Source organism: Paraburkholderia sp. UCT70, from assembly GCF_050434085.1.
Taxonomy (GTDB): Bacteria; Pseudomonadota; Gammaproteobacteria; order Burkholderiales; family Burkholderiaceae; genus Paraburkholderia; species Paraburkholderia tuberum.
The window spans coordinates 15,517-34,387 of the sequence record NZ_JBNPVZ010000002.1; the positions used below are offsets into that span (position 1 = coordinate 15,517).

19 protein-coding genes, 1 tRNA gene and 1 pseudogene are annotated in these 18,871 nt (G+C 62.8%); 15 read left to right on the forward strand and 6 right to left on the reverse strand.

Features of this window, described 5'->3' with window-relative positions:
- Nucleotides 1-60 precede the first annotated feature (60 nt).
- Nucleotides 61-822: a GntR family transcriptional regulator gene (locus tag OKW41_RS02315; RefSeq protein ID WP_429571447.1), complete on the reverse strand. Its 762-nt coding sequence runs from the start codon at nt 820-822 to the stop codon at nt 61-63.
- 189 nt (nt 823-1,011) lie between these two features.
- Between OKW41_RS02315 and OKW41_RS02320 the strand changes: the two genes are divergently transcribed.
- The 4 genes and pseudogenes from OKW41_RS02320 (at nt 1,012) to OKW41_RS02335 (ending at nt 4,796) form a co-directional block, all read left to right on the forward strand.
- Complete coding sequence (locus OKW41_RS02320) at nt 1,012-2,307, forward strand: L-fuconate dehydratase (protein ID WP_429571448.1); 1,296 nt, start codon at nt 1,012-1,014, stop codon at nt 2,305-2,307.
- A 59-nt stretch (nt 2,308-2,366) separates the two neighbouring features.
- Nucleotides 2,367-2,474: pseudogene (locus OKW41_RS02325) on the forward strand (RidA family protein); the annotation flags it as partial.
- Nucleotides 2,475-2,501: 27 nt separating this feature from the next.
- Complete coding sequence (locus tag OKW41_RS02330; RefSeq protein WP_429571449.1) at nt 2,502-3,698, forward strand: aminotransferase class V-fold PLP-dependent enzyme; 1,197 nt, start codon at nt 2,502-2,504, stop codon at nt 3,696-3,698.
- A 78-nt stretch (nt 3,699-3,776) separates the two neighbouring features.
- Nucleotides 3,777-4,796, forward strand: a complete 1,020-nt coding sequence (locus OKW41_RS02335; RefSeq protein WP_429571450.1) for a D-cysteine desulfhydrase family protein — start codon at nt 3,777-3,779, stop codon at nt 4,794-4,796.
- Nucleotides 4,797-4,889: 93 nt separating this feature from the next.
- On the opposite strand, the gene OKW41_RS02340 is transcribed toward OKW41_RS02335, so the two are convergent.
- A tRNA-Leu gene (locus tag OKW41_RS02340) sits at nt 4,890-4,974 on the reverse strand.
- 512 nt (nt 4,975-5,486) lie between these two features.
- Between OKW41_RS02340 and yfcF the strand changes: the two genes are divergently transcribed.
- Complete coding sequence (yfcF, locus tag OKW41_RS02345; protein WP_429571451.1) at nt 5,487-6,143, forward strand: glutathione transferase; 657 nt, start codon at nt 5,487-5,489, stop codon at nt 6,141-6,143.
- A gap of 108 nt (nt 6,144-6,251) precedes the next feature.
- Here yfcF and OKW41_RS02350 read toward each other — a convergent pair whose 3' ends face one another.
- On the reverse strand, nt 6,252-6,410 hold the full coding sequence (locus tag OKW41_RS02350; RefSeq protein ID WP_429444360.1) for a hypothetical protein: 159 nt from the start codon (nt 6,408-6,410) through the stop codon (nt 6,252-6,254).
- 320 nt (nt 6,411-6,730) lie between these two features.
- On the opposite strand from OKW41_RS02350, the gene OKW41_RS02355 reads away from it, so the two are divergent.
- The gene (locus OKW41_RS02355) at nt 6,731-7,456 is read left to right on the forward strand and encodes a cytochrome c oxidase assembly protein (RefSeq protein WP_429571452.1); all 726 of its coding nucleotides are present in this window, start codon (nt 6,731-6,733) and stop codon (nt 7,454-7,456) included.
- Nucleotides 7,453-7,965, forward strand: coding sequence for a CopD family protein (locus OKW41_RS02360; RefSeq protein ID WP_429352914.1), 513 nt, complete (start codon nt 7,453-7,455; stop codon nt 7,963-7,965). The genes OKW41_RS02355 and OKW41_RS02360 overlap by 4 nt, the downstream gene beginning before the upstream one ends.
- On the opposite strand, the gene OKW41_RS02365 is transcribed toward OKW41_RS02360, so the two are convergent.
- A complete protein-coding gene (locus OKW41_RS02365) occupies nt 7,929-8,441 on the reverse strand; it encodes a DUF2231 domain-containing protein (protein ID WP_184040085.1) in 513 nt (170 codons plus the stop codon). The two genes, OKW41_RS02360 and OKW41_RS02365, sit on opposite strands and share 37 nt — an antisense overlap.
- 51 nt (nt 8,442-8,492) lie before the next feature.
- Here OKW41_RS02365 and coxB point away from each other — a divergent pair, with 51 nt between their 5' ends.
- From coxB to OKW41_RS02405, 8 genes are all read left to right on the forward strand, one after another.
- A complete protein-coding gene (gene coxB / locus OKW41_RS02370; RefSeq protein ID WP_429571453.1) occupies nt 8,493-9,179 on the forward strand; it encodes a cytochrome c oxidase subunit II in 687 nt (228 codons plus the stop codon).
- Entirely contained in the window at nt 9,176-11,713 is a 2,538-nt protein-coding gene (gene ctaD / locus OKW41_RS02375; RefSeq protein ID WP_429571454.1) for a cytochrome c oxidase subunit I, read from the forward strand. Before coxB ends, ctaD begins: the two co-directional genes overlap by 4 nt.
- A complete protein-coding gene (locus tag OKW41_RS02380) occupies nt 11,710-12,045 on the forward strand; it encodes a hypothetical protein (protein ID WP_018423781.1) in 336 nt (111 codons plus the stop codon). The genes ctaD and OKW41_RS02380 overlap by 4 nt, the downstream gene beginning before the upstream one ends.
- Nucleotides 12,046-12,096: 51 nt before the next feature.
- Nucleotides 12,097-13,422 carry a ferredoxin reductase family protein gene (locus tag OKW41_RS02385; protein WP_429571455.1) on the forward strand — a complete coding sequence of 442 codons (1,326 nt, stop codon included), beginning with the start codon at nt 12,097-12,099 and terminating at the stop codon, nt 13,420-13,422.
- 176 nt (nt 13,423-13,598) lie between these two features.
- Nucleotides 13,599-14,369, forward strand: a complete 771-nt coding sequence (locus tag OKW41_RS02390) for a tetratricopeptide repeat protein (protein WP_429571456.1) — start codon at nt 13,599-13,601, stop codon at nt 14,367-14,369.
- Nucleotides 14,370-14,389: 20 nt separating this feature from the next.
- Entirely contained in the window at nt 14,390-15,088 is a 699-nt protein-coding gene (locus OKW41_RS02395) for a hypothetical protein (RefSeq protein ID WP_429571457.1), read from the forward strand.
- A gap of 332 nt (nt 15,089-15,420) precedes the next feature.
- Nucleotides 15,421-15,861 carry a hypothetical protein gene (locus OKW41_RS02400; RefSeq protein WP_429571458.1) on the forward strand — a complete coding sequence of 147 codons (441 nt, stop codon included), beginning with the start codon at nt 15,421-15,423 and terminating at the stop codon, nt 15,859-15,861.
- Between the two features lie 229 nt (nt 15,862-16,090).
- A complete protein-coding gene (locus OKW41_RS02405) occupies nt 16,091-16,480 on the forward strand; it encodes a YunG family protein (RefSeq protein WP_429571459.1) in 390 nt (129 codons plus the stop codon).
- Nucleotides 16,481-16,542: 62 nt separating this feature from the next.
- On the opposite strand, the gene OKW41_RS02410 is transcribed toward OKW41_RS02405, so the two are convergent.
- Nucleotides 16,543-17,892 carry an MFS transporter gene (locus OKW41_RS02410; protein ID WP_184061532.1) on the reverse strand — a complete coding sequence of 450 codons (1,350 nt, stop codon included), beginning with the start codon at nt 17,890-17,892 and terminating at the stop codon, nt 16,543-16,545.
- A gap of 209 nt (nt 17,893-18,101) precedes the next feature.
- The gene (gene eutA / locus OKW41_RS02415) at nt 18,102-18,869 is read right to left on the reverse strand and encodes an ectoine utilization protein EutA (protein WP_429444370.1); all 768 of its coding nucleotides are present in this window, start codon (nt 18,867-18,869) and stop codon (nt 18,102-18,104) included.
- Nucleotides 18,870-18,871 lie beyond the last annotated feature (2 nt).

Sequence of the window (18,871 nt, forward strand, 5' to 3'; positions counted from 1 at the left end):
CAACGTTTTTACGGTGGAGCTGTTTACGGCTTGAACAACGGCTTTCATTCCAGCTTTCATTCAAGGCGCGAACAGGTCGGGCCGCTCTTTTGCGGACCGGTGCAATTCGGCGACGACCTGGTCGAGATGATCGTGCATCGCTTTCGCGGCCGCATCGCCGTCGCCGGCGCAAAGGGCCTTGAAGATGCTCTCGTGCTCTTCCAGAGTATGCGTGAGCCGTTCTGGACTCGCGAGCAATTGTCTCGCGCGGTCCAGCGCATTGCGCGACACCGCGACGATCTCCTTCACGCGCGGCAGCTTCACCGCGTCGAGCAGGATTTCATGGAAAGCCAGATCGAGCGCGTGAAACGCCTGACGTTCGCCACTTCCAGCCAGACTGCGCTGCTGATCGAGATTGCTTGCCAATGCGTCGAGCGTCGCCGTGTCGTGCATCAGCGCGACCCCACGCACCGTCTCGACTTCCAGTGCGCTGCGGATGAACAGATTCTGGCGGATGTCGTCGAGCGCAATCGGTTTGACGCGCGTGCCGCGTTGCGGCAAAACCTCGACGAGACCCGCATGCGCAAGCCTCGCCAACGCGGATGACACCGGAAAGCGCGACACGCCCATCCGTTCGCACACGGCCATCTTGTCGATCATCATGCCGGGTTCCAACGCCAACGTAACAATCGCTTCTCGCAACGCCGCCTCGACCGCGTCGGTCAAGCTGCCGCGCTCGCCGCCGCCGACTTTTTGCAGTGCGACATACGGATCACCGGCGGCATTCTCAAGTTCGGTCGAGGAATTCACGAAGGCCTTGATTTCGAGAAGACATGCTAGCATGCTAGAAAGTGAATGCCGTGTTGTCAACGCGTACAAATGCCTGGAAATACCTGGGGATGCCTGGTATCTGGGAACTACGGACTTACCCGTGCGCGTAGCAGGAACGCGCACACAGGGAACGTGCGCACGAAACCGATCCGTCTGCGTCCGCAGACGACAAGCCGATAGCCATAGCCGGAGGGTGCGCAGATGACAACGATCACAAGGCTGTCCGTTCGGGACATCCGGTTCCCCACCTCACATTCGCTGGACGGCTCCGACGCGATGAATGCCGCGCCGGACTACTCCGCCACTTACGTCACGCTCGAAACCGACACGCCGAATCTCACCGGCCACGGCCTCACGTTCACGATTGGCCGCGGCAATGAAATCTGCGTGACTGCCGTGAATGCACTCACGCCGTTGATCGTCGGCAAGAAGCTCGAAGATATCGCCGCGAATATGGGCGCTTTCTGGCGCGCATTTACTTCGGATAGCCAACTGCGCTGGATCGGCCCGGACAAAGGTGCGATTCATCTTGCCACCGCGGCGGTCGTCAACGCGGTATGGGACCTGTGGGCGAAATCCGTCGGCAAGCCGGTCTGGAAGCTGCTGGTCGACATGAGCCCGGAAGAACTCGTGAGCTGCCTCGACTTTCGCTACGTGACTGATGCAATCACGCCGCACGAAGCACTCGCGATGCTGCATCGTCATGCGAAGACCAAGGGCGAGCGTGAAAAGGAAATGCTCGCGCACGGTTATCCGGCCTATACGACATCGGCGGGCTGGCTCGGTTACGACGACGACAAGATTCGCCGTCTCGCGCGCGAAGGCGTCGCGCAGGGATGGACGCATTTCAAGCAGAAGGTCGGCGGCGATCTGGAGGAAGACGTACGGCGCGCGCGCATTCTGCGCGAAGAGATCGGCGAGAACCTGAGGCTGATGATGGACGCGAACCAGGTGTGGGACGTCGATGAGGCAATCGCGAACATGCGCCGTCTCGCCGAGTTCGACCCGTGGTGGATCGAGGAGCCCACGAGTCCCGACGACATCCTCGGTCATGCGGCGATCCGCCAGCGGCTCGGTTCGATTGGCGTCGCAACCGGCGAGCATTGCCACAATCGCGTGATGTTCAAGCAACTGCTCCAGGCGCAAGCCATCGACTTCTGCCAGATCGACAGTTGCCGGCTCGGCGGACTCAACGAAGTGATCGTCGTACTGCTGATGGCCGCGAAGTTCGGTGTGCCGGTGTGCCCGCATGCGGGTGGTGTCGGCTTGTGCGAGTACGTGCAGCATATTTCGCTGTTCGACTATATCTGCGTGTCGGCGTCGCTCGAGAATCGCGTGCTCGAATACGTCGATCATTTGCACGAGCATTTCGTGGATCCCGTGGTGATCCGCAACGGGCACTATATGCCGCCGCAAAGGGCCGGGTATAGCATCGAGATGCTGGAAGGGACGCTGGACAGGTACTGGTATCCGGAAGGAGAAGCGTGGCAGGAATGAAGCTGGACGGTAAGGGTTCTATTTGCATCGCTTCAGGCGTATAACGGCAGACTTCGCTAATCTTCGGTGACGCCGGCCGTCACGCGCGCAGCGCGGTGGGTGTTGCGTCGCTGCCGGCAGGGGTCGCCGTCGAAGTCGAAGCGGTTGTCGCCTTGAAGAACGTCTGAATTCAACTCATACACTCGGAGCCGCCAATGTCTTCTCCGCTGTCGCCCGCTGTCATCGACGCAATACGTGCCCGCACACCCGGTGTTCGCAGTACCACGCACTTCAATCATGCGGGCGCGTCGCTGCCGTCGGCCGCCACGCTCGAAGCGATTCACGCGCATCTGTTGCGCGAAGCCTCGATGGGACCCATGGAAGCGGGCGCGGCTGCCCGCGAACAGACCGAACGGGCGCGCACGCTCGCCGCGCGACTGCTGAACGCCCAGCCCACCGAGATCGCGTTGACGACTGGCAACTCGCCGGGCTGGGGCGCTGCTTTCGCGGCATTGGGTCCGTGGCGCGAGGGGCAACGCATCCTCGTTGCGCGGCACGAATGGGGCGGCAATCTCGCGACGATGCGTCTTCTGGCGCAGCGCGCGGGCGCATCGATAGAGACGATTCCTTCCGATGAGAGCGGCAGGGTCGATCCTCGCGCGCTCGAAGCGATGCTCGACGACCGGGTCCGACTGATTGCGCTGACGTGGCTGCCGGCCAATGGCGGACTAATCAATCCGGCCGCCGCGATTGGGCGGATAGCACGCCGTCACGGCATTCCGTATTTCATCGATGCGGCGCAGGCCGTCGGACAGCTTCCGATCGACGTCGACGAAGTCGGCTGCGATGTGCTGGCCGGCGCGGGCCGCAAGGCACTGCGCGGACCGCGCGGCACCGGGCTGCTATACGTCCGGCGGGATTTTCTGCCCCGCTTGACGCCGGCCTTCGTCGACACGTATTCCGCGCCGCTCGACGCCAATGGCGACCCTGTACTGCGCGACGATGCCGTGCGTTTCGAATCGTCGGAAGCGTCGCTTGCACTGCATTGCGGATTGGCGAATGCATTGGACGAAGCGCTGGAAATCGGCATCGACAACATCCGCGCGCAGATCGATCGGACCGCGCAGACATTGCGCGAGCGGCTGGCCGCGATGGAGGGCGTGCGGGTGCTCGACCAGGGTGTCGAACGATCCGGTCTGGTGTCGTTCAACGTCGCCGGACTCGATGCCATGTCGGTGCGAGGCGTGTTGGCGGCACAGGGCATCACGATCGGCTCGAATGGCGTCGCGTACACGCCGTTCGATATGACTAGCAGAGGGCTGACACAGATCGCGCGCGCATCGGTCAGCTATCTGACCACTGACGCCGAAGTTGATAAATTACTGGCTGGGATACGGACGTTGACGCATTGAGCACTCAAATCAAAGAGAACTTTGCGTCAGTCAAATGAATGGAAACGTCTCTTTCAACTCAATCGCCCGCACACGCCTATGAACTCCGCCTCATCGCACCGCCTCGATTTATCAAAGTTTCCGCGCCATGCGCTTCTCGAAGGCCCGACGCCAATTCAGCACCTTGCGCGTCTGAGCGCTCGCCTCGGCGGGGCGGACATCTACGTCAAAAGAGAAGATCTGACGGGACTAGGTGGCGGCGGCAACAAGTTGCGCAAGCTCGAATTCCTGATTGGCGAAGCGCTCGCGCGCGGCGCGGACACCATCGTTACCGTCGGCGCGCGGCAATCGAATCATGCGCGCCTCACGGCGGCCGCGGCGGCTCGCGTCGGACTTCGATGCGAGCTGGTGCTGACGAGAACCGTGCCACGTTTCGACCACGACTACATGGAGAACGGCAACGTGCTGCTCGATGCGCTATTCGATGCGCGCGTGCATGATCTTCCCGGCACGGCCAACGCATTGCAATTCGCCGAGGAACGCGCGAACGAGTTGCGAGCGCAGGGCCGTAACGTCTATGTGTGTCCGTTGGGCGGTTCGAGCCCGGTCGGTTGTCTCGGCTACGCGGACTGCGCAGCTGAAATCGTCGCGCAATCGCAAGCGCAAAGCGTGGCCTTCGATCGCGTCGTGGTGCCGAATGGAAGCGGCGGCATGCATGCGGGGCTGGTCGCGGGTTTCGTTGCGCTGGGCCTGGATCCGTCGCGTGTTGCCGCATTCACGGTGTATGGGGATGCTGGCCACGCGCGCACGGTTACTTTGGATAAGGCGAATCAGACGGTCCGACTGATCGACCCGGGTCTAAGCGTGAGTGATGACGCCATCTCGATCGACGAAGCGCAGCTCGGACCCGGCTATGGCATTCCAACCGATAACATGCGCGCGGCTGTTCGGCTGATGGCATCGACGGAAGGTCTGTTGCTCGATCCCGTGTATAGCGGCAAAGCATTTGCGGGTCTTGTGGAAAACGTGAGCAACGGGAAGTACAGTGCCGGACAGAAAATTCTATTCGTGATGAGCGGCGGGCTTCCGGGGCTATTTGCCTATCGGAACGAGTTCTGAGCGCAGAAGCGGAGACAACGCGATGGTCTGATACGGCCGCCGTTGTCTGAAGAAAGCGCGAAGCGCTTGAAGATTCGAATCGACGATTCGAAATGGTGCCCAGGGCGGGATTTGAACCCACACGCCTTTCGGCGCTACCCCCTCAAGATAGTGCGTCTACCAATTTCGCCACCTGGGCAGAGGGGCGCCATTGTATCAGCTCGATTATTTTTTTGAAGTCCCTCGCGTGATTTTGTTCTGCAGTTGCAATACGGGTCGAAAAACCGACGAGGCGTTCACCCCGTATCGCTGCCCGGCGACCGATTCGAGCGCGGCCCGGCGCCTCGCAAGAGCTCGTAAGGTCTGACGCCTGTCGCCCGCTACTCGGCTGAATGCGACAAATGGCGGACCGCTATGCTCGTACGCTGATGCGCTGAAAGAGCGCCTTTCACGCCGAACATATCATGTCACCACGACGCACATCTTCTTCGCGATTTCGGTATCGGCTTTTTCTCGCGTCGCTGCTGACGTCGATAACGCTGCTGCAGGGTTGCGCAACGACGGCGGAGAACCTTGCCGTAGGATTTGGTCTCGGCGCGGTCGGCACCGTATCGGCGTTAGGCTGCCTGCTCGCCTGCGAGATGGCTAATCCGCACTGGTGAAAGGCTGCACGGCGCGCGACGAGCAGCTAGTATTCGGCGCTCGACATCGATGACTAACGAAAACGGAGCCCCTGTGGCACACCCGCCCTTCCACCTCTACACCGACGCCCAATTCACAAGCCCCTACGCGATGTCCGTCTTCGTGACGCTTCGCGAGAAGCGCTTGCCGTTCGACCTTTCGACCGTCGATCTCGCGAACAAGGCGAATCACGCCACCGACTATGCGGCCCGCTCATTGACGCGGCGCGTGCCGACGCTGATACACGAAGACTTTGCGTTATCCGAGTCGTCGGCGATCACCGAGTACCTCGAAGAGACTTTCCCGGACACCCCGGTCTATCCTCAAGATCGGCGTCTGCGCGCGCGAGCGCGCCAGCTTCAGGCCTGGCTGCGCAGCGATCTGCTGCCGGTTCGCCAGGAGCGTTCCACCGAAGTCATTTTCTACGGATCGCGCGGCGGCCCGCTTTCCGCCAGCGCACAAGAAGCGGCACAAAAACTCTTCGCCGCCGCCGACGCATTGCTTCCGGCCAATTCGCCAAATCTGTTCGGCGAGTGGTGCATCGCCGATACGGACCTCGCATTGATGCTCAATCGCCTCGTGCTGAATGGCGATCCCGTTCCGCACAAGCTCAAGGAGTACGCCACGCAACAATGGCAGCGCGCCAGCGTGCAGCAGTGGGTCCAACTGGAGCGTCCACCGCTATAAAGTCGACCGGCGTGGTTGCCGCCACGCCGAAAAGCCGTCGATGGAAGTAACAAAGACCAGCAAAATAGCTGAATACGAAAGACTTAAAAGATGCGGTAAAAGCGAATATTACATTCGCGTTTTATCAGAGCTTCGCTGCTCCGCCATGGCGCGATTCCGCGCCCGCTCCCTTTGCTGCCTCGCGCGTACGATGCTGACAACGATCAGCACGATCGCAAGCAATGACAATTCGATCATTGCGGGAATTCGGATGGGATCATGAAACATGGCGGGCCTCCGTCACATGATTTCATCATAGTACGCCGGGCAGGTCAGCCTGAAGTATTGCGCCGCACCATTGCAATCTTACCGCCGCCATTACACCGGCTTTTATCCCGCCGGCAAAAGCCTCGAGTGACAAATTGAAAACATTCTGTCACGCAAAAACTTGCAGGATTCAGATAGCCGTCCCTAAACAGTTTATTTGCGCTAGAGTACGTGAGCGATCAGTTGGATCGTGAGCCGTCCCGACAATTCGAAGGCGTTATCTGTCACGCGTTTGCTTGCGTGTACTAAAGAAGCACCTGGACTCGTTGAAGACATCGCCCATGCCATATTTTCCTGTCGCCTACTGTGGTCCCGCGGCCGTCCCTGAAAGCTTGTGGCTGCGCTGGAACACGGATCCGCCATTGCTCGTCGCGCTCGCGGCGCTCGCATGGTTCGTGGCCAGCAACCGCTCGGCGAATGCACGGGCGGGATGGGGCGCCGTCGCATTGATGGCCCTCGTGTTCGTGTCGCCGCTCTGCGCGTTGTCCTCGGCATTGTTCTCCGCACGCGTCACTCATCACGTCATTTTGATCGCTGCAGTAGCTCCATTGCTCGCCCTCGCGTTTCCGCTGCCGCGCCTCGCGCATCCGCCGCTCGTGCCGGTGGTCGCCGCTCATGCGGTGATCATCTGGCTGTGGCATGCGCCTGGGCCTTATGCGTGGGGACTCGCGACGGTACCCAGCTACTGGCTGATGCAGATTACTTTGCTTGCCAGCGCATGGCTCATGTGGCGCGGCATCTTCTCGCCGTCGCTGCCGACCGGCCCCGCGCTGATGGCGCTCGTCGCGACGATCGGCCATATGGGTTTGCTCGGCGCGTTGATCGTGTTCGCGCCGGTGCCGCTCTACGTCGCGCACTTCGCGACCACCGCCGCGTGGGGGCTCACCCCGCTCGCCGACCAGCAACTCGCCGGTCTGTTGATGTGGGTACTGGCGATGATCCCTTATCTCGCGGCAGGACTTTCGCTCGTCTGGTCAAGCCTGCGCGTCAGAGAGCCCGCGCTGTGACGACCCTGCTGAAGTTCATTCATCTGGCCGCGATCGCCGTCTGGTCGGGCGGTTTGATCGTGCTGCCGTATCTGTTCTGGCAGCGCCGCGGGCTCGCGGCGGGCACCGAACTCGACCGGCTGCACCGCATCACGCGTCTCGTGTTCGTGGAGTTGACCTCGCCCGCCGCTTTCGTCGCGATTGCGAGCGGCACCGTGCTGATTTTTCTGCAGGCCACCTTCGTCGAATGGTTCACCGCGAAGATGGTGTTCGTCGGCATCATGGCGATGCTGCATGTGCTGGCCGGCCTCGTACTGCACGATCTGTATCTGCCCGACGGCAGGTTCAGCCGTGCCTCGGCGATCGCGCTGACCATCGCTTATCTGATCGTGATCGTCGCGATCATCTGGATCGTGCTGGCCAAGCCTCACATCGACTCGAACCTGCTGGCCCCGCATCTGTTCGAGCCCGGTGGACTTGGCCGCTGGCTGCATCACTCCTTCGGCGAAACGAGAATTCCGACGCCATGATCGAACACGAGCTTGCCCCCATGCCAGCCGGCGAAGCCCGTCATCACCGAGCTGAGCACCGACAGCACGAGCCCATGCGGCAGGATCTCATCGGGGTAATAAAGGCGCACGCCCCAGTTCGCACCCGCGAGCGCGACGAGCGTCATCGCCGCGACCGCATGCGACCAGCTCGCTTCCTTCAGGCGGATACCGCGCACCAGCAGCAGCTCGGCGGTACCGACCACGCTCGCAGCCACGCCGCTCCAGAACGCGAAGCCGGCGGCCCACAAGCCGGCGCGAATCCAGAACGGGTCGCCCGTCCACCAGTAGATTACGTCGACGCCCAACGTCGCGACGACGAACGCGATCGGGAAATGCACCATCATCACGTGAATCGGATGGCCGACGAGCGCCACCACCGACCCCTTGTCGAGCCGCAACAGCTCGAGCATCACTTCGCTTCGCGTCTCGTTTCCAGCATTGCCTTTGTTTGCCATGGCGGTGTGCCCTCGCATCGGATGCCTGGTGGTGCAAACCATCATAGCTGCTTGCGCCTGACCGTCCAAGCCGGATCGCTCGCCGCGTTGTCCGGCTGCACCGGGCCGCTCTCGACGCTCGAGCCATCGGGTCCGGCCGCCGCATCGATCGCCGGGCTGTGGTGGGTGATGCTGGCGGGCGCCGCGATCCTGTTCGCGATGGTGCTCGTACTGTTTCTGATGACGGTCTTCCGGCCCGGCTGGGGCTCGCACGTTTCGCCCGCGCGCTGGATCGTGCTCGGCGGTCTCGTGCTGCCGGCAGTGATCCTGATCCCGTTGATCTGCTACGCGCTGTACGCGGGTGAATTGCTGCTGCCGCTGCGCGCGCACGCGCCCGCGCGCATCGAGGCGATCGCGCAGCAATGGCGCTGGACCTTCCGCTATCCGGAACTCGGCAACGTCGAAACCGGGAACGTGCTGCATCTGCCCGCGGGCACGCCGGTCGACATCGCCGTGACCAGCATGGACGTCGTGCACGCATTCTGGATTCCGCGCTTCGCGGGCAAGATCGACGCGGTCCCTGGCCACCACAACCTACTGCGTATCCAGGCCGATCAGCCCGGCGAGTACGCCGGACAATGCAACCAGTTTTGCGGCATCGGTCACGCGGGGATGCACTTCACCGTGATCGTCGATCGTCCGGAAGATTTTCCGGCTGCTGTCAAAAACGCCGCCGCCAACGGGGAGGTGAAGAAATGAGTGTGCCCGTCGAGCCGCCATCACAGGGCATCAACGCGCTGCGGCTGCATCGCCAGCTTGCCGCGATCTGGGCCACCGGGCCAGGCGTGCAGAGGCTCGCCGCGGTCAACCATACGGTGCTCGGCATGCGCATGATGATCACGTCGTTCGTGTTCTTCGCGATCGCCGGCATTCTCGGCATGCTCACGCGCGTGCAGCTCGCGACGCCGCATGCCGCCTTCATGGATGTGGAGACCTATAACCAGGTCTTCACGATGCATGGATCGATGATGCTGTTCCTGTTCGCGATCCCGATGGTGGAGAGCTTCGCGGTCTATCTGACGCCGAAGTTTCTCGGCGCGCGCGATTTCGCGTTTCCGCGCCTGACCGCTTACGGCTACTGGTGCTATCTGTTCGGCGGCACGATTCTGACCGTGTCGCTGATTCTGCGCAGCGCACCCGACGGCGGCTGGTTCATGTACACGCCACTCAGCTCCAACGTGTTCACGCCCGGACTGAACGCCGACGTGTGGCTGCTCGGCATCACGTTCGTCGAAATTTCGGCGCTGTCGCTCGCGATGGAAATCGTCGTGTCGATCCTGAAGATGCGCGCGCCGGGCATGTCGCTGGATCGCATGCCGATCTTCGCGTGGTACATCCTCGTCACCGCGATGATGATGATCGTCGCGTTTCCGCCGCTGATTCTCGGCTCGATCCTGCTCGAGGTTGAACGCGCGTTCAACCTGCCGTTCTTCGATCCGACGCGCGGCGGCGATCCGCTGCTGTGGCAGCATCTGTTCTGGCTGTTCGGCCACCCAGACGTGTACATCATCTTCCTGCCGATGGCCGGCGTGCTGTCGACGATGATCCCCGTGTTCGCGCGCCGCAAGCTCGTCGGCTATCGCACGATCGTCGTCGCGATCATCGCGCTCGCGTTCCTGAGCTTCGGCATCTGGGTGCACCACATGTTTACGGTGGGCATCCCACATCTGGCGCTCGCGTTCTTCTCGGCGGGCTCGGCGATCGTCGCGGTGCCCACCGCGATCCAGTTCTTCGCGTGGCTCGCCACGCTGTCGCACGGCCGCCCGCGCTGGGACGTGCCGATGCTGTACATCTTCGGCTTCTTCTTCGTGTTCACGTGCGGCGGGCTGACCGGCGTGATGCTCGCGATCGTGCCGTTCGACTGGCAGGCGCACGACACCTACTTCGTCGTCGCGCACATGCACTACGTGGTGGCCGGCGCGCTCGCGTTTCCGATGCTCGCGGCGTTCTATTACTGGTTGCCGCTGCTGACCGGGCGCACCGCCGTGCATAACCTTTCGGTGCCGGCGTTCTGGCTCGTGTTCATCGGCTTCAACATGACGTTCTTCCTGATGCACCTGACCGGCCTGCTAGGCATGCCGCGGCGCGTCTTCACCTATAGCGGCGACGAAGGCTGGAACTGGCTCAATCTGCTGTCGTCGGTGGGCAGCTTCGTGATGACGATCGGCTTCGCGCTCGTCGTGATCGACATCGTCGTGCAATTGCGTTTCGGCCAACGCGTGCGACGTAACCCGTGGCAATCGACCACCCTCGAATGGGCGATGCCGATTCCGCCCGCGCCGTACGCATTCGCGTCGATCCCGCACATGGACGCCGAAACCGAAAAGGTGCCCCCGGGCCAGCTAGCGACCTCTCTGGCGCGCGGCGAGGGTTACCTCGGTTTCACGCGCAACGGCTGGCAGGAGACGCTAGGCGTGCATATGACATCGGGCGAGCCCGAACAGCTGATCGTGCTGCCGAACTCGACCTATCTGCCGCTCGTCACCGCGCTCGTGACCGCCGCGGCGGTGCTCGCGATGCTGTTCAAGTTCTATCTGCTGTCGGTCGCATTCGCATTCGTGACGTTTGGCCTCTTCATCTACGCGGGCCAGAGCGCGGGGCACGCGCGCGATTACGGCGCGCTGCCGGTCGGCCGCGGCGTCAGCGTGCCGCCGCATACCGAGGTCGCCGGTTCGCCGTCATGGCTTTCGATGATCTGCGCGCTGGTCGCGGACGGCACGCTGTTCACCTCGCTGATCTTCGGCACGTTCTATCTGTGGATTGCCGCGCCGAACTGGCCGGCAGCCGTGACGCCGCATCCGAACCGCGTGCTCGCGCTCGTCGCGGCCTTCGCGCTCGCGGTGGCCGCAGCCGCCACGCGTGGCTCGTTGCGCGCGGCCGCCGCCGAGCGCAAACCGCACGGCACGATCGGGCTGAGCGCGATCGCGCTGATCGTCGCGCTCATCGCCTGCGTGATGCTGATCAACGGCGTGACACCGAATCCGCGCGAGCATGCGCTCGGCGCGACGGCCGCGGCGCTGCTCACGTACATCGCAGTTCACGCAGGCGTCGGGTTGTTGTTCCTCATCAGCAACGTGCTGCGCGTCGGCGCGGGCTTCGTTTCCGCGCGACGCCTGACCGATCTGCGTCTCACCCGCCTGTGGATCGATTACACGCTGGCGACGGGCATCATCGCGCTTGGACTCGTGCTCGCGCTGCCGAGCCTCGTCGCCGTGCTGGGAGCCAGACCATGAATGCGCGTCCGCTTTCGCCGCGGCGGTTGTGGTGGCTCGCCGTCGGCTTCACGATCTGGTGTCTCGCGTTCGTGATCCTGTATGCGCTGCACGCGATCGGCTGCGCGTTCGCGTGGCCCACCGGCCCGCTGCGCGCGAGTCTTGCGATCATTCTGCTGCTGCATCTGATCGCGATCGGCTGGCTATGGCGCTATCGCGCCGCGACCCGCGACCCTGGTCCCGAACGCATCAGCTCGTTCATGCATACCGTCGTCGTCTGGACCCTGATCGCGGCGCTGGTCGCGACCGTAATCACGTTCGGGCCCGCGCTGCTGCTCACCACCTGCGTCTGAACGCGGACTGAGCGCGAGCGGGACCGCCGCACCCGGCATGGAGAAGCACCGATGCAGTCTCGAGATCTCGTGCGCAAGGCCGTCTGGTCGGTCATCTATCTACTGTTCATTGTCGCGCCGCTGTTTGCGCTGCTGACCGGCACGCTCCCGCCCGCGCGCAACTTCGGCACCGAGTTCTCGGTGGCGCTCGGCTATTCCGGACTCGCGATGATGGGCCTGCAATTCGGCCTCACCGCGCGCTTTCGTCACGTGACCGAGCCGTGGGGCGAGGACGTTATCTATCATTTCCATCGACACGTGTCGCTGCTCGCGGTCGGCCTGGTCGTCGTGCATCCGCTGATCCTGTTCGCGATCCGCTCGGACAAGGTCGCGATGCCCGACTCGCTGCTCGATGTACCGTGGGGTGCGTGGTTCGCGTTCCTGTCGATCGGCTCGGTGATAGTGCTGGTGATCACCGCGCTATGGCGCAAGCAGTTCAAGATTCGTTACGAGCTGTGGCATCTGTCGCATATCGGGCTCGCGCTCGTCGCGATCTTCGGCGGCGTGCTGCATATGATCGGCTGGGGCTTCTATCTGACCGATCCGTTCAAGCGCACGCTGTGGATCTGCATGACAGTATTCTGGGTAGCGCTGCTGCTGTACGTGCGTCTGTTCAAGCCGCTCTTCATGATCAGGCGTCCGTACCGGATCGCGGAAGTGCGCGCCGAACGCGGCGACACGACGACGCTCGTGATGCAGCCCGACGGCCACGCTGGCTTTCGCTTCAAGCCCGGCCAGTTCGGCTGGCTCAACGTGTGGGGCAGCCCGTTCAGGATCACCGGACATCCTTTTTCGTTCTCGTCGAGCGCCGAGGCCGCGAACGGCCGCGTCGAAATGACGATCCGCAATCTCGGCGATTTCACGAGCCAGGTGAAGACGATCGAAACAGGTCGACGCGTGTATCTGGACGGACCGTATGGCGCGTTCACGATCGGGCATCCGACCGACATGCACGTGCTGATCGCGGGCGGTATCGGCATCACGCCAATGATGAGCATGATCCGCTCGCTCGCCGATCGCGGCGACCAACGTCCGCTCGTGCTACTGTACAGCGGCAAGACCTGGGACTCGCTGACTTTCCGCGAGGAGCTCGATGCGCTGAAAGCGCGGCTCGATCTGCGCATCGTCTATGTGCTGTCGGACCCGCCCGAAGGCTGGAGCGGGGAAGTCGGGCGCATCGATGCCGCGATGTTCCGGCGACATCTACCGCCCGAGTTCGCCGATCACGAGTATTTCATCTGCGGCCCGGACTCCATGATGGATGCGATCGAAACGGCGCTCGGCGAAATGAAAGTGCCGCGCATCCGCTACCATTCCGAACGCTACAGTTTCGTCTAGGAGACTTGTGATGCGCCGACTGTTGGCCAACCGTCTCGTCATTGCCACCGGCGTGATCGTCGTGGCGTTGTCGCTTCTATTCGCGTATCTGCGGGTCGGTTCGCTGCATTAGGGCCCGGTTACGGCAATGACGGGCTCGCGGCGCGCTTTTCCTCATGCTCGAAGGTTGAATCGATATGCCCTACTTTTTTGGAATTGGTCTTCACGTTTTCATCGCGATCTTTTTCGCCGTCCACGCGATGCGCAATAACCAGGGCATCTACTGGCTATTCATTCTGTTTGCTTTTCCGCTGCTCGGCAGCGTCGTGTACCTGTTCGCGGTCTACCTGCCGAGTCTGCGCCATACGCGCGGCGCGCGCGTGGCCACGCAGGCGATCACCCAATTCGTCGATCCGAATCGCGCGCTGCGTGAAGCGCGCGCCGCTTTCGACCGCGCGCCGACCGTGCAGCATCGGATGCGGCTCGGCGAGGCCTTGCTCGCGGCCGGCAATCCGCGCGAAGCGCTCGAACATTTCCAGGCCGCGGCGAACGGCCCATTTGCAAACGATCCCGCGCTGCTGCTCGGTCTCGCGCGCTCGCAGTTCGCGCTTGACGACTACACGGCCGCCGATGCGACGTTGGGGAATCTGTTCTCGGTCAATCCGCGGGCACGCAACCAGGGCGAGCCGGCGCTGCTGTACGCGCGCACGCTGGCCGCGCTGAATGCGCCGGGCGCACGCGCGGCATTCGAACAGGCGCTGACCTGCGCGAACGACGTCGCGCCGCGCTGCATGTTCGCCGACTGGCTCGCCGCGCAATCGGAAGATGCGGACCGCCGCCGCGCCGGCGCGCTCTATGCCGAAATCGTGCAGGATGCCAAACATTGGCCACGTCACGCGCGCGAGCATAATCGCGAGTGGCTGCAGCGGGCGCAGGCCGCGTTGGCGGCCGGCGCGGCTCGAACGTGAGCAAGCCGAGGAGAACTTCGATGCGACGCACGACCCGGTCGTTTGCTTCGGCGCCGTACGCGGCGATTGCGGCGATGGCTTTCGGTGCCGCCGGCGCTTCGACTTCCGCGCAGGCCGCTGGCATGGAGAAACCGTTCGAATGGCCCGCGTCGTTCGTCGTGCTCGGCGATGGCTATCCGCACTCGGGCGATGCATGCCGGCGGCTCGGCGAGTCGGCCGCGACCGTGAACTATCTCGACCATATGGCGATGCTGGTCGGCTGTCCGGGCTCGCGCGACAGCGCCGCCGTGCGCGCGATCGTCGGGCATCAGCGGCACGCGCGCGTGGTCGGCGAAGCGGATGGCGTGACGCTGATTTCGATTTCGACTGAAAGCGCTCAGGCCGGCTCGCAGAACGGCCACGGGCCCGTGAAGGAATCGCCTATCAGCGCGAGCGGCACGTTGCCATGCGAGCGCGGCAACGGACAGACCAAAACGATGTGCAAGTTCGGCGTCGTGCATCACGGCGATCGATCGACTACGGTCGTGGTCTACTGGCCCGACGGCACGACGCGGGCGATTTTCTTTGGCGTCGACGGTCGCGTGATGGGCACGGCCGCGTCCGCGAGCGATCGGCCGATGCCCGGCGACACGCTGACGCGCAAGCATGCCGGCATCAATCTGATTTCAGTTGGCAATGAGCGCTACGAAGTCGAGGACACGGTTCTGTCCGGCGGTTGAATTGCGTTGAAGCACATCGGCGCAAGCCATCCGCGGTCGAACGCCTGATTCGACGCGCGCCACGTTCATTCGATCCCCTTCGCTTCACACCCTCGCGCAGACCGGCATGCAGCATGCCGCGCCGGACAAAATATTAGTAATAATCCAGCAAGTGTTTTCAACCGATCAGCGGTTCAACAGGAGGGGTCATGATGTCCAGAAGAATGGCTGGCGATGGCCGTCGGACGCGCCGCGTGCAATGGCGACAATAGCGGCGCGTCGACATCGCCGGTGGCGAACGCGGCCACCTCGAACGCGGCGCCGCGACGGTCGCGAGCACGAACGGTTCGGCCGTGTCGAACATTCACGAAGTGATCCGTGTGCAGGGCGGCCAGTCGTACACGTTCACCGACTACGTGCTCGCCACCACCAACGCAACGGTGTTCCCCGGCGGCTCGATCCAGACCGACGACCCGAGCGGCACCGAGTTCGGCTGGGTGCTGAACACGAACACCGGCGCGATCGTGCGCGGCACGTGGGGCGCGGGGCAAGCGACGGCGCTGAGCGCGGTGAAATCCGGCAACTGGTGGAAAGTGACGATGACGCTGACGGCACCGGCGGGATCGAACAACGCGCAGGTATTCATCGATCCGCCGACGTCGAGCAGCGCAGGCGTGCGCTCGCAGCAGGCCGCGGATCTGAGCGCGACGCACTTACTGCCCGAGCCTCGCGATCCTGAGCGGCGCGAAGTCGTAAGCACGGTCAGCGCGACGCAGTTATCGATGATTCGTTGACGCGTCGCGCAATCGAAGGCACACTCGCTCACTATGCAAGCCCTCACGTACCGCCCGACTGCAAAGCATCATCATGCGCATGCCCGCGTGGGACTGCCTGTGGGGACTCGCATACGCATACGCCGCTAGACATCATTAGCAGCGACATGCGCCAGAAAGCCCCGCCGGCAACGACGGGGCTTTTTGTTTTCTACGACCTTATCCGCTCATCGAACGAAGGATTGCCGCCATGACACAGGAAGCACAGACGCCTGCCGTATCGAAGGTCTTTGCGACGCCCATCGACCTATACCGCGTCCTTGCACGCGTATGGGCCGGCGATACGTCGAGCCCCACGCACGCGTGGTCGTCGACGAATCCCGCGCAGAATCATTGCAGCGTTACGTCTCTGATCATGCAGGACTATTTCGGTGGCGAGATTCTGACGACGCGTACGTCGGGGGGCACGCACTTCTACAACCTGATCGACGGCAGCAGATGGGATCTGACGGTCAGCCAGTTTGCCGAGCCGATTCCATTCGACGATACGCGTTCGAGTCGTGAGGCGGCGTTCGCTGATACGTCGCGGGAGAAATACGAACTGCTGAAGTCGAGGCTCGCGCAAAGCCAGCTGAAATAAACGCTCAATCAAACACGCGTGGCCGAACTGCATCGATACGCGGTTGGCCACGCCATGTCACTTCAAACAATCACTTCCTGCTTCCCCGGAATGCCTTGCCCGCGCAACGAACACCCGCGCGTTTCAGGCACGTAGATCAACGCTATCGCCCCCACGACGCACGCGGCCATCATGTAATAAGCGGGCACCAGCGCATTGCCCGTATGCGCGACCAGCCATTCGTTCGCCATCGGCGCCGTGCCGCCGAAAATCGACGTCGACACGTTATACGCAATCGCCATCCCCGCGTAACGCACCTGGGTCGGAAACATCGCGGGGAACATCGCCGAGATGCTGGCCAGTTGCGGTACGTACAACAGCCCGAGCACCGCAAAGCCGATGAACGCGCCCGCCACGCCGAGCTTCATCAGCAGGAACATCGGAATCGCCGCGACGAACAGGCCAATCAGCGAAAACCACCAGACGTTCTTGCGTCCCACGCGATCCGAGAACGTGCCCGCGAACGGCAGAAACACCATCATCGCAAGCATGCCGATTAGCGGCACGAGCAGGGACATGTTGTCGCTCATGCCGAGCTGCTTCTGCATGAACGTCGGCATATACGCGAGCAGCACGTAGTTGACGACATTCAAAGCAACCACGAGTCCACCGAGTTGGATCAGCGGTTTCCAATAGTCGCGCAGCAATGCCTTCAGCGTGACGCAGCTATGCTGCTCCTTGTGCATCGTTTGTTCGAGCTCGCGAAAGACCGGCGTGTCTTCGAGCCTGGAGCGCAGATAGAAACCGATCAGGCCGAGCGGCGCCGCAATCAGAAACGGCAGACGCCATCCCCACGCATGCATTGCCGTGTTGCCGAGCACGACGGAGCAACCGAGCATCAGAAACGCGCCGAGCGAGAAACCCGACAGCGTCGCGAATTCGAGGAAGCTGCCACAAAAGCCGCGCTTATTGTCCGGCGCGTATTCGGCCATGAAAGTCGCCGCGCCGCCATATTCGCCGCCCGTCGAAAAGCCCTGGATCATCCGCAGAACGACGAGGATAACCGGTGCCCACCAGCCGATGCTCGCGTAAGTCGGCACGAGTCCGACCAGCAGCGTTGCGACCGACATCAGGATGATCGTCAACGCGAGTACGTGCTTGCGGCCGAGGCGATCGCCGAGCGGCCCCCAGAACAATCCTCCTAGCGGACGCACGAGAAACGAAATGGCGAACGTCGCGAGCGCGAACAACGTGGCCTGCGCGGTGCTGCCGGGAAACAACGCGGCCGAAATATAGCTCAGGCCGTAGGCGTAAATACCGTAGTCGAACCACTCGGTCGCGTTTCCGAGTGCCGACGCCGCGATTGCGCGTCGCAGCAAGCTGCGCGCCTGCGGTTGCGCGCTCTGCGCGGTCCATGAATGTACGTAGTGCATGACTCCTCCTGGGATGTCTCTATGCGACACAGGCAACGTCGCCCGAATCCACGATACCGGCGACCCGCGCCTGCAACGATGTTCTAGGACGATGCAGGCATCGGGGTTTTCCATAAAGCCTGCAACGGATGCGGTAATCCGTACGCGTGCGTCGGCGACGCGTCGCGCGCGTTCGGGAAAAACAACATGATTGGCGTCGCACAGTGCTCTCAGCGCACCAGCAACGGCAGCGTCATCAAACGACCCTGCTGTGGCCTCGCCTCGTTCTCGCCGCAAAGGCGCAAACACATCCACGCGGTCGCGAGGTTGCTGCTCACTACCGCCTTGCCAATGGCGGCTTCGATTCGCGCGATGATCGGCGCGGCTCTCACCGCGGTGCATGAAATAAACAGCGCATCGGAGTCGGGCGCTGTCGCATCGCGCGCGAAGGCGACGATATCGTCGTGCGAAATCCGTGCCATCTCCCGGTCGTCGGTCAGACCCAGGCATGAGAAGCGGTCGATCGCAAAGCCTTGCGCGGCAAAGTACTCGACCATCGGCCGACTGGTTTCGGCGGTGTACGGCGCCAGCACGCTGATACGCCGCGCGTCCAGCGTGCTCAGCGCAGTGACTGCGGCAGCGGTCGGAGTGACGACTTTGGCCGATGGCTTCGCCGCATGAATAGCGCGCTCGATCTGCGCATCGCCGATCATCACGGATGCCGACGTGCACGAATACATCACGACGTCGAGCGTTTCGTCGGGCAGGATCAGCGCCGCGCCCGCGCTCAGCAATGGCTGCATCGCGCGCAGATTGTCGGGCGTCACCGGGTTCGCATACGGCACGCGATTCACATAGATGCCGATACGCTCGTTTGCGACGAGTGCCGCGAAGTCCGGCTCGGTCGTGTGATCGGTTGCGAGGATCACGAGGCCGATACGTTTGTCGAAAGCGCGTTCGATCAGATGCGGCGCGCGCTCGAACTGTCGAATAGTCATTT